The organism is Gordonia sp. 'Campus' (genome assembly GCF_022206305.1).
Lineage (GTDB): Bacteria > Actinomycetota > Actinomycetes > Mycobacteriales > Mycobacteriaceae > Gordonia.
The window spans coordinates 69,512-86,243 of sequence record NZ_JAKOIW010000021.1 but is presented as its reverse complement, the minus strand read 5'-3'; the positions used below and the strand labels follow the sequence as shown (position 1 = coordinate 86,243).

At 67.7% G+C, this 16,732-nt stretch carries 17 protein-coding genes; 5 read left to right on the top strand and 12 right to left on the bottom strand.

All coding sequences use genetic code 11. The features are described 5' to 3' along the window. A partial coding sequence (locus MAY35_RS19625; protein ID WP_308192475.1) for a trypsin-like peptidase domain-containing protein occupies positions 1-1,313 on the top strand: 1,313 nt, incomplete at its 5' end. Positions 1,314-1,320: 7 nt separating this feature from the next. Here the strand turns inward: MAY35_RS19625 and MAY35_RS19620 are convergent. The 6 genes from MAY35_RS19620 to MAY35_RS19595 form a co-directional block, all read right to left on the bottom strand. Next, positions 1,321-1,776: a VOC family protein gene (locus MAY35_RS19620; RefSeq protein WP_238422960.1), complete on the bottom strand. Its 456-nt coding sequence runs from the start codon at positions 1,774-1,776 to the stop codon at positions 1,321-1,323. 169 nt (positions 1,777-1,945) lie between these two features. After that, positions 1,946-2,293 (bottom strand): hypothetical protein, encoded by a 348-nt coding sequence (locus MAY35_RS19615; RefSeq protein ID WP_238422959.1) that lies wholly within the window; start codon positions 2,291-2,293, stop codon positions 1,946-1,948. Between the two features lie 91 nt (positions 2,294-2,384). Next, positions 2,385-2,864, bottom strand: a complete 480-nt coding sequence (locus tag MAY35_RS19610) for a peptide-methionine (S)-S-oxide reductase (protein ID WP_238422958.1) — start codon at positions 2,862-2,864, stop codon at positions 2,385-2,387. Between the two features lie 5 nt (positions 2,865-2,869). After that, positions 2,870-3,949, bottom strand: coding sequence for a redox-regulated ATPase YchF (gene ychF / locus MAY35_RS19605; RefSeq protein WP_238422957.1), 1,080 nt, complete (start codon positions 3,947-3,949; stop codon positions 2,870-2,872). Between the two features lie 57 nt (positions 3,950-4,006). After that, positions 4,007-5,305: an AI-2E family transporter gene (locus MAY35_RS19600; protein WP_238422956.1), complete on the bottom strand. Its 1,299-nt coding sequence runs from the start codon at positions 5,303-5,305 to the stop codon at positions 4,007-4,009. A gap of 84 nt (positions 5,306-5,389) precedes the next feature. Next, on the bottom strand, positions 5,390-5,671 hold the full coding sequence (locus MAY35_RS19595) for a hypothetical protein (RefSeq protein WP_238422955.1): 282 nt from the start codon (positions 5,669-5,671) through the stop codon (positions 5,390-5,392). 118 nt (positions 5,672-5,789) lie between these two features. On the opposite strand from MAY35_RS19595, the gene MAY35_RS19590 reads away from it, so the two are divergent. The 4 genes from MAY35_RS19590 to MAY35_RS19575 all read left to right on the top strand — a co-directional run bounded on the left by MAY35_RS19590 (position 5,790) and on the right by MAY35_RS19575 (position 10,281). After that, positions 5,790-7,316 carry an Ada metal-binding domain-containing protein gene (locus MAY35_RS19590; RefSeq protein ID WP_238422954.1) on the top strand — a complete coding sequence of 509 codons (1,527 nt, stop codon included), beginning with the start codon at positions 5,790-5,792 and terminating at the stop codon, positions 7,314-7,316. A gap of 53 nt (positions 7,317-7,369) precedes the next feature. Then, complete coding sequence (locus MAY35_RS19585) at positions 7,370-7,969, top strand: methylated-DNA--[protein]-cysteine S-methyltransferase (protein WP_238422953.1); 600 nt, start codon at positions 7,370-7,372, stop codon at positions 7,967-7,969. Positions 7,970-8,048: 79 nt separating this feature from the next. After that, positions 8,049-9,293 carry a DNA recombination protein RmuC gene (locus tag MAY35_RS19580; RefSeq protein ID WP_238422952.1) on the top strand — a complete coding sequence of 415 codons (1,245 nt, stop codon included), beginning with the start codon at positions 8,049-8,051 and terminating at the stop codon, positions 9,291-9,293. A gap of 4 nt (positions 9,294-9,297) precedes the next feature. Next, positions 9,298-10,281 (top strand): DUF6542 domain-containing protein, encoded by a 984-nt coding sequence (locus tag MAY35_RS19575; RefSeq protein WP_238422951.1) that lies wholly within the window; start codon positions 9,298-9,300, stop codon positions 10,279-10,281. Positions 10,282-10,304: 23 nt separating this feature from the next. On the opposite strand, the gene MAY35_RS19570 is transcribed toward MAY35_RS19575, so the two are convergent. The 6 genes from MAY35_RS19570 to MAY35_RS19545 all read right to left on the bottom strand — a co-directional run bounded on the left by MAY35_RS19570 (position 10,305) and on the right by MAY35_RS19545 (position 15,856). Next, positions 10,305-10,889 carry a nucleosidase gene (locus tag MAY35_RS19570; RefSeq protein WP_308192474.1) on the bottom strand — a complete coding sequence of 195 codons (585 nt, stop codon included), beginning with the start codon at positions 10,887-10,889 and terminating at the stop codon, positions 10,305-10,307. A gap of 19 nt (positions 10,890-10,908) precedes the next feature. Further along, positions 10,909-11,706 carry a fructosamine kinase family protein gene (locus tag MAY35_RS19565; RefSeq protein WP_238422949.1) on the bottom strand — a complete coding sequence of 266 codons (798 nt, stop codon included), beginning with the start codon at positions 11,704-11,706 and terminating at the stop codon, positions 10,909-10,911. Further along, positions 11,703-12,626 (bottom strand): SDR family oxidoreductase, encoded by a 924-nt coding sequence (locus tag MAY35_RS19560; RefSeq protein ID WP_238422948.1) that lies wholly within the window; start codon positions 12,624-12,626, stop codon positions 11,703-11,705. Before MAY35_RS19560 ends, MAY35_RS19565 begins: the two co-directional genes overlap by 4 nt. Positions 12,627-12,732: 106 nt before the next feature. Continuing rightward, complete coding sequence (locus MAY35_RS19555; protein WP_374237985.1) at positions 12,733-13,728, bottom strand: N-acetylmuramoyl-L-alanine amidase; 996 nt, start codon at positions 13,726-13,728, stop codon at positions 12,733-12,735. Between the two features lie 179 nt (positions 13,729-13,907). After that, a complete protein-coding gene (locus tag MAY35_RS19550) occupies positions 13,908-15,023 on the bottom strand; it encodes a GTP-binding protein (protein ID WP_238422946.1) in 1,116 nt (371 codons plus the stop codon). After that, positions 15,011-15,856, bottom strand: coding sequence for a rhodanese-related sulfurtransferase (locus tag MAY35_RS19545; RefSeq protein ID WP_238422945.1), 846 nt, complete (start codon positions 15,854-15,856; stop codon positions 15,011-15,013). Before MAY35_RS19545 ends, MAY35_RS19550 begins: the two co-directional genes overlap by 13 nt. Positions 15,857-16,732 lie beyond the last annotated feature (876 nt).

Here is a 16,732-nt window from a genome sequence, read left to right as displayed (position 1 = left end):
GACCCGCACAGCCACCCGGACCCTGGATGACGAACCAGCAGGCCACCCCGCCGCCCACATCACCCCTGACACAAGGGGCACCGCCACATCCACCCCTGGCCCATCCCACGACGCCACCGGCGTCGCGACCCCGCGCCGGGGTGACGAAACCCATCATCGTGACCGCGCTGCTCGCCGGATTGATCGGCGGCGCAGTGGGTGTCGGCGGGACCGCACTGGTCGGCAACAGTGCCGCACCGTCGGTGCCGTCGCTCAGCTCGCAGCCCGCGGCCGCCGCCAACGCCGCCGGCCTCGAGCCGGGTTCGGTGACGTATGCGGCGAGCGTCGCGTCGAAGTCGGCCGCCGACATCAAGGTCCAGACCCCGAACGGAACCTCCGTGGGTAGCGGAATCGTGCTGTCCCAGGACGGTTACGTCCTGACGAACCATCACGTCGTCGCCGGGGCCGGGGCGGGCAGCAAGATCGTGGTCACCACCGGCGACGGGAAGCAACACACCGCGACGGTGACCGGCAACTCCCCGTCCTACGATCTCGCGGTCATCAAGCTCGACGGCGCATCCGGACTGACGCCGGCCACCCTCGGCGACTCCGACGCACTCAAGGTCGGCGAGCAGGTCGTCGCCGTCGGCAGCCCCGACAGCCTGTCGAACACCGTCACCTCCGGGATCGTCAGCGCATTGTCGCGGACGGTGGCCGCGGGCGACGAAAGCGGTTCCGGTGTCACCGTGTACAACGGTCTGCAGACCGACACCCCGATCAATCCGGGCAATTCCGGTGGGCCGCTGGTGAATCTGCAGGGACAGGTCGTGGCCGTGAACTCGGCGGTGGACACCGGGCAGGCCGCGAGTGGCGGGCTGCAGACCTTCGGTCTCGGTTTCGCCATCCCGATCAACACGGCCAAGCGCATCGCGAATCAGCTCCTCGCGGACGGTCAGGCCACCAAACCCGTACTGGGAGTATCCGGTTCACTGTCGTCGAACAACACCGAGGACGGCGCGACGGTGACCACCGTCGAGAACGGCGGACCCGCCGACAAAGCCGGCATCGACAATGGTGACGTCATCACCAAGATCGGTGACACCCCGGTGGCTGACTACGCCGACCTCATGGCGCAGGTGCTCACGCACGCGCCGGGCGAGACCGTGCCGGTGACCATCGGGTCGGGTTCGGGGGCCCGCACGGTCCAGGTCAAGCTCGGCAGCACCGTCGACAAGGCGCAGACAACCGTGCCCGAGTCCGGACGCGGCTCCGGCGGCGACTCCGGTGGTTCGCGACTGCCGTTCGGCGCCAACCCATTCGGTCAGATCCCGTGACGGATCGTCACTTCGTCTGATCAGGTCCGTTCGGTGAGAGCTTCTGCGCGAACATCACAAGGATGTCGCTCGGACCTCGCACGTAGGTGAGTCTGTAGATGTTCTCGTAGGTCGCGACGCCGCGCAGTGGGTGACACCCGTGGCGTGCGGCGATGGCGAGCGCGTCGTCGATGTCGTCGACCGAGAACGCGACACGATGCATGCCGATGACGTTGGGACGGGTGGGTGCGGTCTCGACCGCTTCGGGGTGGATGTACTCGAAGAGTTCGAGTCGCCCGTCCCCGTCCGGCGTCTGCAGCATCGCGATCTTCGCGTGATTGCCATCGAGTCCGACTGCGGTGTCCGACCATTCGCCCTGGACGGTGTCACGGCCGATGACCTCGAGTCCGAGATCGGTGAAGAAGGCGATGGTCGCGTCCAGGTCGCGCACGGCGATCGCGACGTTCTCGAGTCTGATGGGCATGATCGTCACGCTAGCAACGACGGGCGTCGGCGATGCGCGTGTCGCGCCAAGCCGACGGCGACCGGACCGCGAGAGCTCAACTCGACAGGCAGACTTCGATCGAGGTCTGGCGGTCGAGTTGAGGTCTGGCGGTCGAGTCGAGGCCTCCCGATCACTCGTTCACGTCGGACTAGTCAGAGATAGGCGGGCACTCGATCACCCCAATCGAATTGCCGACCGCGAGTCGTAGGTGTGGGTGCTCGCTGACGATCTGAACCGCTGCGTCGTGGGTGTCGGCCTCGACGATTGCGTAGGCCACCGCAGAGTCCTCGTAGTCTTCGAGGCGCAAATCCTCGTCCCCCTCCGCCGTGATGCGCTTCTTCCGGAACAGGGGCGAGCCGGGATCGACGAGGGCCTCGCCGTGATTTTGTGCCCACGCTGCCCAGGCGTTCATGAACTCGCGCTGCTGCTGCGCGTTCGGTTCCACCCTGTCGACGTCGGCGTCCGTGCCGTGCAGGATCGTCAGGAATCTGGCCATCCAGTCATTGTGCGACAGATCGTCTCGCTCGGGACGCTCGACGCGACGGGTTCAGCATGGGGTATCGCTGAGCGATACCAATTGCTGACCGTCAGTTCCGGTACTTGGTCAGCAGTTCCGGCGGGAGATGGCACGAACTCTCCGGAAAGCGCGCGAGCCGGTCCTGATGCTCTTCCGCGCTCCGTACATAGTTCGTCAGCGGAAGCACCTCGACGGCGATGCGATCCGCGTCGTCTCTCGCGTCGATGAAGGCCCGCGCCTGTTCGAGGTGCGCCGGGTTGGCGGAGTACACGCCGGTCCGGTACTTCTCGCCGACATCCGGCCCCTGCTCGTTGACGCTGTACGGGTCGATGATCTCGAAGACGTACGTCATCAACTGCTCGACACCCACGACGGTCGGATCGAATCGGGTCCGGACACATTCGGCGTACCCGTCGTACTCGCCGTCGAGCGACCGACTCGCACCGTTGGCCCGCCCGGCCTCGGTGATCGTCACCCCGGGGAGCGTCGCGATGAACACCTGCGCACCCCAGAGGCAGCCGGCGGCGAGGTAGATCTCTTCGACAGGCATCGCGCTCAGACGTTGAAGCGGAACTCCACGACGTCCCCGTCCTTCATCACGTAGTCCTTGCCCTCCATCCGCACCTTGCCCGCGGACTTGGCGGCGGCCATCGAACCGGCGGCGTCGAGGTCGTCGAAGGAGACGATCTCGGCCTTGATGAAGCCCTTCTCGAAGTCGGTGTGGATGACACCCGCAGCCTTGGGTGCGGTGTCGCCCTGGTGGATGGTCCAGGCACGCGATTCCTTGGGACCCGCGGTGAGGTACGTCTGCAGCCCGAGGGTGTGGAAACCGGCGCGCGCCAACGATGTCAGGCCCGGCTCGTCCTGTCCGATGGAGTCCAGCAGTTCCTGCGCGTCCTCCTCGTCGAGTTCGAGGAGTTCGCTCTCGACCTTGGCATCGAGGAAGACCGCGTCCGCCGGTGCGACGGCCGCACGGAGTTCGGCCTTCTTGGCGTCGTCGGTGAGGACGCCCTCGTCGGAGTTGAAGACGTAGAGGAACGGCTTCGCGGTCATCAGGTGCAGTTCACGTACGGACGACAGGTCGAACGAATCGTTCTGCGAGAACAGTGTTTTGCCGCTGTCGAGCAGTTCCTGTGCCTTCTTGGCGGCCTCGAGGGTCGCGGCGAGCTCCTTGTTCTTGCGCGCGTCCTTCTCCAGGCGCGGGATCGCCTTCTCGAGCGTCTGCATGTCCGCGAGGATCAGTTCGGTCTCGATGACCTCGATGTCGGCGAACGGATCGACCCGACCGTCGACGTGGACGACATCACCGTCGTCGAAGACCCGCACGACCTGGCAGATGGCGTCGGCCTCACGGATGTTGGCCAGGAACTGGTTGCCCATGCCCTCGCCCTCGGAGGCGCCCTTGACGATGCCGGCGATGTCGACGAACGACACCGTGGCGGGCAGGATTCGCTCGCTGCCGAAGATCTCGGACAGACGATCGAGCCGCTTGTCGGGCAACTCGACCACGCCGACGTTGGGCTCGATGGTGGCGAACGGGTAGTTCGCGGCGAGCACGTCGTTGCGTGTCAGGGCATTGAACAGGGTCGACTTTCCGACGTTGGGCAGGCCGACGATTCCCAGGGTGAGACTCACGGGCGCCCAGTCTATCGGCAGTCGCGCCGACGCCGACCGGTGCGTCAGCCCTGGCGTTCAGTCCCGGTCGAGCAACCCCTTGACCGGGTTGGGCGGATCCTTCGACGGGTCCTCGTTCGGGACGCCGATCTGCGTGGTCACCGGAGCACCGGCAGATGGCAGCGACTCACCCGCCCGCTCGGCGATCCGCTCGTTGAGGTAACGCAGCACGACGGCGAGCGACGCCACGGCCGGAACCGCCAGGAAGGCTCCGGTGATGCCGAACAGCGTGCCGCCCAGCGTGACCGACAGCAGGACGATCACCGCATGGAGGTCCATCGACTTGGCCTGCAACCACGGCTGCAGCACGTTCCCCTCGAGTTGCTGCACCGCGAGAATGATGCCGAGCACGATGAGTGCCGTCGTCAGACCGTTGGAGACCAGCGCGATCAGGACCGCGAGGGCGCCGGCGACGAACGCACCGACGATCGGGATGAAGCCGCCGAGGAAGGTGATGACCACCAGCACCGAGGCGAGCGGGACGTTGAGGATGAACAAGCCCAGACCGATCAGGGCGGCGTCGACGAAACTGACGATCGCCTGCGTCCGGATGAACCCACCGAGACTGTTCCACATCCGGGTCAGGACCTCACCGAGGTGGTAGCCGGACGGCCGGCCGACGGTGCGGTTGAGCCACGGCACGAACTTCGGACCGTCTTTGAGGAAGAAGAAGACGAGCACGAGCGAGGTGAACAGCGTGATCAGGACCGAGGTCGCCGTTCCGACCCCGCTGAAGACACCGGCGGCAATCGTCGACGCGCTCGACTGCAGTCGGCCGGTGATCGTGTCGACCATGTTGTCGAGTTGCTTGTCGTCGACGTTCAGGGGCGGACCCTGCACCCAGTCCTGCAGATGCCGGACGCCGTCCGTGGCGCGACTCGCCAGCTCGGGCGCCTGATCGACGACCGACGGCACGATCAGACCGATCACGCCACCGAGGACACCGAGCCCGACCAGCATCATCAGCAATGACGCCGCTGCAGCCGGGACCCCGTGATTACGCATCCATCGCACGGGTGGCCAGAGGATGGTGCACACGATGATGGCCAGGAGGACCGGGAGCAGGATCACCCAGAACTTGCCCAGCAGCCAGAACAACACCCAGGTGGCTGCTGCCACGAGGACGATCTGCGCACCCACCGTCGCGCAGGATCGCAATCCCGACATCATCACCTGAGTGCGTGTCGGATACGACTTCTTGCCGCCGCCGAGCACCGCGTCACCGCCGAGGACGGCATCGACCCCGAGCTGGCTCGCGTCTGGTTTCTCGTCGCCGGAAACGTTCTCCGCGCGGTCGTCATCCGGGCTGTCAGTCACCTGGGGATCCTCACACATCGCCTTGACGATGCGACGTCGACGCGGCGACAAGCGTCAGAACACGTGGTGCAGACGACACTCGTCTCAGTGACGGCGCAGCTTGCGTCCGAGGTAGCGAAAGAGGGAGTTGATCGCCTCCAGCTCGGCGTCGACCTGGTTGAACGTCTCCGGGGTGTCGTCTCGCCGACAGGGTTCGGGAGCCGGCAGCGGCGGGGCCACGACACCGAGTTCCGCCTCGTCGGCACACGCCCGACGTATCGTCTCGGGGCCGTAGAGACCCATCATCATCTCGAGCCCCCACGCGGGCAAGGCTGCCAGGGGAAGGTCGTCGTGCCGGCTTCTGCGGCCATCGAACCGTGTGGTCATGGCGCCATGCTGCCATAGCACTGTGCTTCAGATCACACTTTTCGCGACTCTTTTCGCCGTCCGTCGTGATGTCCGATTCCCGCCAGATCAGCCGCACTCCGAATGACACAGTGGACAGGTGACCGCAGGAGCCCCCGTGCAGTATCCAGCCCACGCCGCCCCGGACTTCGATCGTTGCTACCGGGCGGTGCAGGCCCGTGACGCGCGCTTCGACGGACAGTTCTTCGTCACCGTCCGCACCACCGGGATCTACTGCCGCCCGTCGTGTCCCGCACAGACACCGCGACCACAGAACGTCGCCTTCGTACTCACCGCGGCCGCGGCCCAACAGCAGGGATACCGCGCGTGCCGCCGGTGCGCACCCGATGCCGTTCCCGGCTCACCCCAATGGAATCTCAACGCCGACATGTCATCTCGCGCGATGCGCCTCATCGCCGACGGGATCGTCGAACGCGAAGGTGTCGACGGCCTGGCGGCAAGGCTGCGGTACTCGCCGCGGCATCTGACACGAGTCCTCACCGAACACCTCGGCGCAGGCCCGCTCGCGCTCGCACGTGCGCACCGCGCGACCAACGCCCGGGTCCTCATCCAGTGCACGACGATGCCGATGGCCGACGTCGCATTCGCCGCCGGCTTCGCGAGCGTGCGTCAGTTCAACGACACCATCCGGGCGGTGTTCGACCTCACGCCCACCGAGCTGCGTCGTCTACCGACGTCTCGGGGCCGACGCCTCGAAGGCGAACACGCGCCGGGGAGCGTGACCCTCCGACTCCCGTTCCGCCCGCCCTATCGCTGGGACTGGATGCGGTGGTTCCTCGCCGCCCATGCGGCGGCGGGCGTGGAAGAGGTGATCGACACCCCGGACACGCCGCTGGGCTGGTCGTATCGTCGCGTGCTGCCGTTGCCACACGGCCCCGCGCTTGCCGTCGTCGAGCCGCACGACGATCACGCCGTGGTGGTCCTCGACCATCTCGACATGCGCGATCTCGGAGTCGCGGTCAATCGGATCCGACGACAGCTCGACCTCGATGCCGACATCGCGGCAGCCGAGGACGCGCTGGGCGCGGATTCGACGATGCGAGAACTCATCGGCCGGGCACCCGGCCTGCGTGCGCCCGGAAGTCTCGATCCGGCCGAGACCATCTTTCGGACCATGCTCGGCCAACAGGTCAGCCTGGCTGCCGCCCGCAACCAGATCGACCGGCTCGTCGACGCCCTCGGCGAACCGCTGGAGCACCTCACCGAACAGGGCGGCCGGTCGTTGCGCACCTTTCCGACCCCGGCGGCCATCGCCGAGCGCGGACACGAGGTCCTGCGTGGCCCCGCCCGTCGGGTCGCGGCGGTGATCGGTGTCGCCCGAGCACTCGCCGAAGGTCGGGTGGAACCACATGTGGGGGTCGATGCGTCTGATCTTCGTGCGCAACTGCTCGAGTTGCCCGGCATCGGACCCTGGACCGCCGACATCGTCACCATGCGCGTGACCGGCGACCCCGACGTCCTGCTCGCGAACGACCTCGTCGTGGTGCGGGCCGCCGCCGACCTCCGAGTGGACCTGCGCGACACACAGCACTGGGCACCCTGGCGCTCCTACGCGACGATGCACCTGTGGCGACACCGACTCGATGCCACCGGACAGGTCGTATGACGCGCACCACCTGACGCCGAGCCTCCACCACCCCGAAACCACCGAGGAGAGACATGTCCGCACCGACCACCACCGAGAGCACCGGCCAGATCGAGACCGCGGCCGGATCGACGCCGCCCGCGCCGGCGTCGGGCGCCTTCGCCACCGTCGACACACCGAACGGGCCGTTCACCGTCGTCGTCGACGACGAACTCCGGGTCCTCGCGTCCGGCTGGACCGACGACCCCGCGTATCTGGCCGCGCTCGTGCATCCCACGCTCCGACCCGCCACGACCCATCGATCGGCCGCGCTCGCCGAGATCACCGACGCGGTGTCGGCCTACTACTCCGGCGACCTCGACGCACCCTCACGAATCGCGGTGATCCAGCGGTCCGGAGGCGCGTTCCTCGGGCAGGCGTGGGATGCCCTGCGCAAGGTGGACGCCGGCCACCCTGTCACCTACACGCAGTTCGCCGAACTCGCCGGCCAACCGGCCGCGGTACGCGCAGCCGCAGCGGCATGCGCGCGCAATGCGGCGGCACTGTTCGTCCCCTGCCACCGGGTGAAGCGCGGTGACGGAACACTGGGCGGCTTCCGCTACGGTCTCCCGACCAAGCAGTGGCTACTCGACTTCGAGGCACCGCGCCACACGACGGCCCCCAGCGGCGACTGAGGCCGACGGCTGAGGCGCACGCCGCCCGCCGACTCAGCTCCGGCGGTGATTGTCAGAGTCGTCCGACACCATCGACCCCATGACCGCAGCTGCACTCTCACTCGTGTTCGGCGTCGTCCTCGGTATCGCCCTGGGCTGGTGGGCACATGCGGCACGCAGTGCGGCCGAGGTCGCCGCGGCCCGCGCCGAGATCGACACGCTGCGTGCTGGCCGCGAAGACGTCGCATCCTCGCTGTCGTGGGCCACCGAAGACGCGGCCCGCCGGCAGTCGAGCGCGATCGGGAGCCAGGTCGCCCACATCGTCGAACCGCTGAAGTCCAACCTCGCGCAGCTCGCCGACGAGCTGCGGCGGGTCGAGTCCAATCGGATCGGCGCCTACGCGGGTCTGACCGAGCAGGTGCGCGGCATCCACGCCGCGTCGGTGGCGCTCAACGACCAGACGCGCCAGCTGGCCAACGCGCTGCACAGCTCCCATACGCGCGGTCGATGGGGTGAGGTGCAGCTCGAGCGCGTCGTCGAACTGGCGGGTATGACGAAACACTGCGACTTCAGCACCCAGGTCACGGTCACCGGCACGTCGACGGTCAACGGTTCGGGTTCCGGCCCGACTCTCCGCCCCGACCTCGTCGTCCACCTGGCGGGCGGGCGCGACATCGTCGTCGACGCGAAGGTTCCGCTCGAGGCGTATCTGCGCGCCGCGGAGTCCACCGACGCCGCCACACGCGACCGGCTTCTCGGCGAGCACGCCCGGGCACTGCGCGCGCACATCGCGCGGTTGTCGGCGAAGGCGTACTGGTCGGCGTTCGACAACACGCCGGAGATGGTGGTCCTGTTCCTGCCCGGCGATGTCGTCCTGGAATCGGCCGCGCGCACCGATCCCGATCTCCTCGAGTTCGGGTTCGCCCGCAACGTGGTGATCGCGACACCCACCACCCTCATCGCTCTGCTGCGGACGGTCGCACTGGGATGGCGCCACGATGCGATGGCCCGCGACGCGGCCGTCATCCACGACCTCGGTCTTCAGCTGCATCAGCGTCTGGCGGCGGTGCTCGGACATCTGGGCACCCTCGGCACGTCACTGCAGCGGACGGTCGATGCCTACAACTCGACGATCGGGTCGGTCGAGTCCCGGCTCGGGGTCACCGCGCGACGACTGGCGGAACTCGACGCACTGGGCGATGTCCCGGAACCGCCACGGCCCCCCGTGATCCACGACACCTGCCGATCCACCGGATTCGACGATGCACCAGCGACGACGCCGTCGTCGACGTCCACGCCACAGTTCGGGGGTGGAACGATTTCCGTCGACGAACCGGTACCGTGACCATGTGTCTTCCCCGCAACGTCTCCAAACCGCGGTGCCTCTGGACCAGCAGTCGGTGCTGCCCGCGGTCCGCGGTGTGCCGTGGTGGGGCGCCGTTCTCCTGGGCACCGGGATCACGGGCCTCGGCGCGGCGATCGACGCCGGCAGCAACGACTCGCTCGGCTCGATCTACAAGTTCTGTTACCTCGTCGGCTGCGTGATCGCCGCTCTGGCGGTGCGCCGGCGCGCGTTGTTCACCGCGGCCGCTCAGCCGCCGCTCATCGCGTTCTTCGTCAGCATCGTCACCCTGTACGGCCTCAACTCCGAGCAGGCGTCGTCAGGTCTGAAGAGTCTGATCTTCAATGTGCTGCTTCCGATCGCCGCCGATTTCCCGTGGATGGCGACGACGTTCGTCGTGACCCTCGCCCTGGTCCTCGCTCGCTGGTTCCTCACCCGTGACGGCACCGACGGTGCGAAGAGGCGGACCCCCTCGCGCTCGGCGGCCGGCCGTCGCGACGCCGAACGCCCCGGTGCGGGTCGTGCGAATTCGCACCGACGCGCGAAAGGGTCGACCGCTGCCGGCAGTGCGGGCAGCGGACCGACCACATCGGGGTCGGCCGCCGTCGACTCGCCACCGACCAAGGCTCAGGGCGTGAATTCTCCGGGCGGGAGCCGGCCGAGCACCAGGTTTTCGGGCACCAAGCCTCCGGGCACCAAGTCTTCGGGCACCAAGTCTTCGGGCGCGAAGTCTGGGGCACCCAAGAGCCAGGCCCCCGCATCGCGTCCGCCCGCGCCGCGTGCGACCGACACGACAGACCGCCCGTCGACCTCGGCTCGCCAGCCCGGCGGTGCGCGGTCGGGCACTTCCCGACCGACGGTCGCGGAGCTGGGTGCTGCAGACCTGACGCCGTCGGACGCGCCTCCCGCCGACCATCGGCGCCCGGACATCCCGACCTACGAGTCGGCGACCGACGTCCCGCCCGCGGGAGTGGCCGACTCCCGGCCCTGACGTCCGATCGGCCGGTCAGCCGGTCAGCCGGTGACGTTGATCTCGAGCCACCGGCCCAGTCGGCGTGCTGCCTCGTCGACGAGTTGCGGCCACTCCATCGCGCCCTCGTCGGCGTTGTCGGTGATCGCTTTCACCAGCCGGCACGGGATGCCGAACTGTTCGCTGACATGCGCGACCGCGCACCCCTCCATGTCGACGAGGTGGGCGTGGCGGGCCAGCTCTTCGCGGCGCACCGGATCTGCCACGAACGTGTCCCCGGATGCCAGTACCGTGCCGTCACCATCGGGCAGTTCCCAGCGGTCGGTCATGACATAGCCCATCGCCCGCAGCTCGGTGCTGCTGATGTCGTGTTCGAGGACCGCCGACGGGAGAAACAGGCCGAGTTCGTCGTCCCCGGCCATCCCGTCGCGCAGCGCGCCCGCCGTGCCGATGTTGATCACCTGCGTGACCGGGCTTCCCGCGGCCAGTTCGCGACTGAGTGCGAGCGTCGCACGGACTTTGCCGATTCCGGTGACGAGCAGACGGGAACCGGGCGGCACATGCTGTGCCTCGGCTCGCGTGGCGGACACGATCAATACTGAGTTCGGGCTTGCATCGTTGACTGTCACTCCCCGATCATCCCGTGCGTCATCCACGTGCCAGCGCCGAGGATGCGCGAGCGGCGCGCCCCAGCTCGTAGCCGTAACCAGGTCCGTGACCGGCGGCGTGCACGGCAAGCGGATGGAGTTGGTGCACGTCGATGCGGTCCTGCCAGCCCGCTGTCAACGGATGCTCGTCGCGATAACCCTCGACGATGGCATCGAGGTGGGGGCAGCCGAACAGGGCGAGCATGGCGAGGTCGGTCTCCCGGTGGCCCCCATGTGCCGCCGGATCGATCATCACGACGCCGCCCGGCGTCCACATGACGTTGCCGCTCCACAGGTCGCCGTGGATGCGCGACGGGGGGTCGGCGTCGTCGAAGACTCCGCTCGCGATCAGCTCGCACGCCTCGCGGACGGCGTCCTCGTCGGCCGCGGTCAGGTGGCCGGCCTCCCGCGCGGGGCGGAGATAGGGTTCGACACGTTCACGGGCGTAGAACTCGCCCCAGGTCGGATACTCGCGCGAACTCAGCTCCCGGCGCCCGATGAACAGCTGCCCCGCGAACGGCCGGCCGTCGGAACCCGCGGGCGGAGAGCCGAACCGGGGCGCACCCGCGTCGTGCATCCGCGCGAGCGCGGCACCGAAGGTACGCGCGGCCGCGAGAGTCGGTCGTGCGCTGTCGAGGCGCTCGAGTTCGATGGCATCCTCGTTCACCGAGACCACCTCCACGACGGGCGCTCCCGCGTCGGCGAGCCACCGCAGTCCGGCTGCTTCGGCCGCGAAGAAATCCGGATGGCCGCCGGGCGGACCGCTGTCGCGCAGCGACTTGACGAAGGTCGCCGTCACCGGGTGGAGTGCTCGTCGCTCGCCCGCGCCTCCAGGCTCCGAGCGCTGATCCGTGCCAGCCGTTCGAACCGATCGTTGGCCACGCGCATGGCGATCTCGTAGGGCAAGGCGAATTTACGGGCCCACCAGTATCCGAACCGGATGTCGAACGAGGTGTAGACCAGGAACCGATTCTTCCGGATGCCCTTGAGGATCGCGGCGGCCGCGACATCGGGCGACACCGCGACCTTGTGGAAACCGTTGATGGCGGCCTTGATCCGCGGATTCTCGCGATCCACACCGACGATCTCGACGGTGTCGACCAGCGGGGTGTCGACGCCTCCGGGACACACGAGGGAGACCCCGATCCCGTGACGCCGCAGGTCGAAGCGGAGCACCTCCGACACGCCCCGCAACCCGAACTTGCTCGCGCTGTACGCCGCATGCCACGGCAGGGCCAGCAATCCCGCGGCCGACGAGACGTTGACGATGTGCCCGCCCTGTCCACGTCGGATCATCTGCGGCACAAAGCATTCGATGATATGGATCGGCCCCATGAGGTTGACGTCGATCAGCTTGCGCCAATGCCGGTGCTCGAGGTTCTCGACCGTCCCCCACGCCGAGATGCCTGCGATGTTCATGACGACATCCATGACCCCGACCTCGGCGTCGACCTGACGGGCGAAACCGGCCACCCAGTCGTAATCGGACACGTCACCCGCCACGTGGTACAGCACCGTGCCATCGGCGGCGACGATGGCCGCGACCACCTCGTCGAGTTGATCGGCATGCAGGTCGGTGAGGACCAGCTCGGCGCCACGCGCAGCGGCGGCCTGCGCGGTGGCTCGTCCGATTCCGCTCGCCGCGCCCGTGACGAGCACCTTGCGGCCACGCAGCGACGGGACCGGGGTGTCCATGAACAGCAGTTCTCTCACGCCCATGAACGCGAGGTTAGCCGTCCGCCGCGGCCGGCCTGAGCCGTTCGGCGGACTGGCAGGTCAGACGCGTGTACTCACCCGAGGGCGACCCCGCTCCCGTGCCGAACCGTCAGCCGATCGGCAGTTTCCCGTCGAAGAGTCCGTAGAGGATGGTCAGCATGGCGCTGAGAACCTGCGCCGAGACATCCTGCCCCTGGGTCAACAGCAGCTGCGCCACCGCTTCGGGATCCTCGGTCGCGAGGAGCTGCTCGATGAACGGGATCACCGACGAGAGCCCGCCGGTGTCGCCGGGCGGCGTCGCGGGCGCGGGACCGGCGCCGGTGGCGGCGTTGCCGTTCACGTACTTCAGGATGCCGTCGGTGATGGCCATGGCGTATTTGATCTGGCCGTCACGTCCGGCGAGCGCGGCTGCCTCGGCCGGGTTCGACAGGTTCCCCATCTCGATGAACACCGCCGGAACCTTGGTGAGGTTCACCGCGGCGATGTCCGCCCGCGTCTGGATGCCGTTCTGGACCCCGGCGTAGTTGGCCGACGGGAACCCCGCCCCGAGGAACGCGTCGCGCATCACGGTCGACGCCTTGCGGCCCTCGCCGGACTGCACGCGGTTGACGGTGGCGTCCGGGATCGGCAGCGACGGCACGATCATGTGAAAGCCCTTCTTGGCGGCGTCGGCTCCGCGCGCCGTCGAGTCGGCGTGCAAGCTCACCGCCACCGCGGCACCGGAACGACTGGCCGCGGCCGCACGTTCGTCGACGCAACCACCCCAGCCGGTGTCATCGGGTCGACTCAGCACCACGCGCGCGCCCTGGCTCTCCAGGCCGGCCTTGACGAGCTGGGTGATCTGCCAGTTGACGGTGTGCTCTTTGGCCCCGTTCACACCGGTCGCCCCGGTGGTCTGACAGTCCTTCCTTCCGCCCCGCCCGTCGGGCACCTGCGCATTGAGGTCGTGGCCCGCGGCACTCGCCTGATGGCCCGGGTCGAGGAACACCGTCTTGCCGGCCAGCGCGGTTCCGCGTGCGGGGGCCGCGGCGGCCGGGGCCACCACGGCGGTGGACGCGATCATGGTCGACGCCGCCGCGATGACCGTGAATGCGACGGCCGTCATCCGTTTTCTGGTTCCGAATCCAAACATTGGCGTGTCGAGGCGGCGGTTTCGCACCCGATTGCTTGTCACTCGCCTCACTCCCTCCCGTTGAGCACCACTGGTCACACTGATCACAGACTTAACAGTGAAACAAACCAAGCCCGCAATGAGAAATGGTCGTCAGGGCCTATGCGGATTCGTTAGGGAGATGTGACATCGCGATCGGCGTGTGGTGACCCTTGCGCCGACTCCACCTCATGGCGCAGCACCCCGAGAATCCCGTGCTCGTCATCGGCGTCCCCGGGTCCTGCGACGGCTGCGTCGAGTGCGGAACGCACGTCGTCCGGTACGAGCCCGCGACCGATGACCACCAGTTCGGTGAACGGACTCTCGTCGCCCCATGCCTCCCGTGTCACGCGCACGAATCCCCCGACGCCGTGTACGACGAACTTCTGCCGGTGGCGCGGGACATCGAAGTGCGCCACGCCTTTGACGCGAAAGCACCCGGCGGGCGGTCGCTCGAGGAACTGCGCGACGCGGCGCGGACTCATCGGACGGTCGCTGTGGAACGACACAGACTCGTAGTCGGCGTGCATGTGCTCGTGATGGTGATCGTGCCCGTCGGCATCGAACAACAGCTCGTCGAGCGTCAGCTGGCCGTCGCGGGACGGCGCGGCGTCGCGTTCGGCGAGATCGAACAGCAGAGCGGGGTCCACGGCCGACTCGCGGGTCACCAACCGCGCCGCGGTCGGATTGAGTTGTGCGACAAGTTCTTCGACCGAGCGAAGCGAGTCCGCGGTAACCAGGTCGGCCTTGTTCACGACGACCAGATCGGCGATGGCGACGTGCGAGTCGATCTCCGGATGCGTGGCCCGCACCTGGTCGATGTGGGCGGCGTCGAGGACGTAGACGAGTCCGCCGTAACGCAACCGGGGGTCGGCCACCGAAGTGACCATACGGATCAAGGACTTGGGCTCGGCGATACCGCTCGCCTCGATGACGACGGCGTCGATCCCGGCGCTCGGGCGCACCATCGAGGTCAATGCGTCGGCGAGGCCGTCGGCGTCGACGGTGCAGCACATGCACCCATTGCTCAGGCTGACCGCGCCGTCGGCCTGCGCCGACACCAGCAACGCGTCGATGTTGACCGCCCCGAAGTCGTTGACCAGCACACCGAGGCGGGTGCCCACCGCGCCTGCCGAGCGCAGCAGGTGGTTGAGCAGGGTGGTCTTGCCCGAACCCAGGTATCCGGCCACCACGATGACCGGTACCGGCCCCCTACCGGCCGCTTTCCTGCGCGTGCTCACCCCAGGCACGCCGGGCAGATGACGGCGAGGTCGCGACCGTCACGCTCGGGGTGGTTGGCGACGTTGCTCGTCGGACCCCCACATTCGACGCAGGTCCCGAGGACCTTCGCGGAATCGGAGAACTCCACACTCATCCGGTCGTCGAAGACGTAGAGCGACCCCTGCCAGAGCCCGTTGTCGCCGAAGCGTTCGCCATAGCGGACGATCCCGCCGTCGAGCTGATAGACCTCGGTGAAACCGCGGTGCCGCATCACGGTGCTTAGGACCTCGCAGCGGACGCCGCCCGTGCAATAGGTGACCACCGGGCGGTCCTTGAGGTGATCGAAGGCGCCGCTCTCGATCAGCGGCACGAAGTCCCGGGTCGTTTGGGCCTTGGTCGTCACGGCCCCGGCGAAACGGCCCACCTGCGCCTCGATCTCGTTGCGGCCGTCGAAGAACACCACTTCGTCGCCACGCGCCTCGACGAGCTCGTGCACCTCTTCCGGACTGAGACGGGTGCCGGTTCCGATCACCCCGTTCTCGTCGACCTCGATCTCGTCGGGCACACCGAAGGTGACGATCTCGGGTCGCACGCGGACGCTGAGTCGCGGGAAGTCGCGACCGGTCCCGTCGGACCATTTGATGTCGGCGTCGGCGAACCCGGGATACGCACGGGTGGCTCTGACGTAACGTTTGACCGCGGCGATGTCGCCGCCGACGGTGCTGTTGATCCCGTGTCGTGACACGATGATCCTGCCCCGCAGTCCCAGCGACTCGCACACAGCCAGTTGCCACAGCCGGATGGCTTCCGGATCGGGCAGCGGTACGAAGACGTAGAACAGAACGATCTTGGGGGTCGACACAGTGCAAGGGTACGGAAATCGTCGACTCCGCCCCGAATCCCCGTCACGGCGCCGACGCCCCGGCCGAGCCGCCGCGGCATACGCCGCCGGGGCAATGATCGGATTGTCTCTCTCGGTGGCGATTGTCGGGTGTTCGCTGCCCACCGACTCGTCTCCGTCACGAATCGTGATTCCGCCCACCGATGAGTTGTCGACGGTGACCGAGACGGAGTCGTCATCGGCCGGCCCGACGAGCGGGGAGGACTCGGCACAGAATCTGCCCGATTGGACGATCGGCCGGGTCGTCGCCCGCGCGCCGCGCGCCGACAATTCTCGATTCCATCAGGGATCGGTGACCGAGGATTCGGACCTCCAGGACTCTTCGGGCTTCCATTTCTCCACCCCGGACCGCTCGGTCAATTGCTCGACCGGCACCAACGGGTCCTCGACTCTGGCATGCCGTATCACCGACGACCCCGACGAAGCCCCGTCACCGTCCGGGCGTCGCTCGCCGTCGGGGTCCGCGGCCTGCGAGTGGGCGGGCAATTACGCGATCCTCGGGCCTGACGGCCCAGAACACGGTGCCTGCGCCAATCGATATCCCGTGCTGTATCGGAGTTCGATAGTCGACTACGGCCGAACAATTTCGATTTCGCGCTTTTCCTGTCTCGTTGAGACCGTGGGCATGTTTTGTCTCGAATCGAGATCAAAAGCCGGTTTCGCTATCACTTCGAACGGATATCGCACGATCTACGCCGCAGATCGAGCGCCTGAATCACTCGTGAGTCTCACACCGGAGGAATCGGACGAATCGTCTGCGCGGAGGTCCGCCGCATCGTCGACGACGCGGACAACAGACCCTGCCGACCGTCCCGCCACTTCCCGAAACCGGCCGTC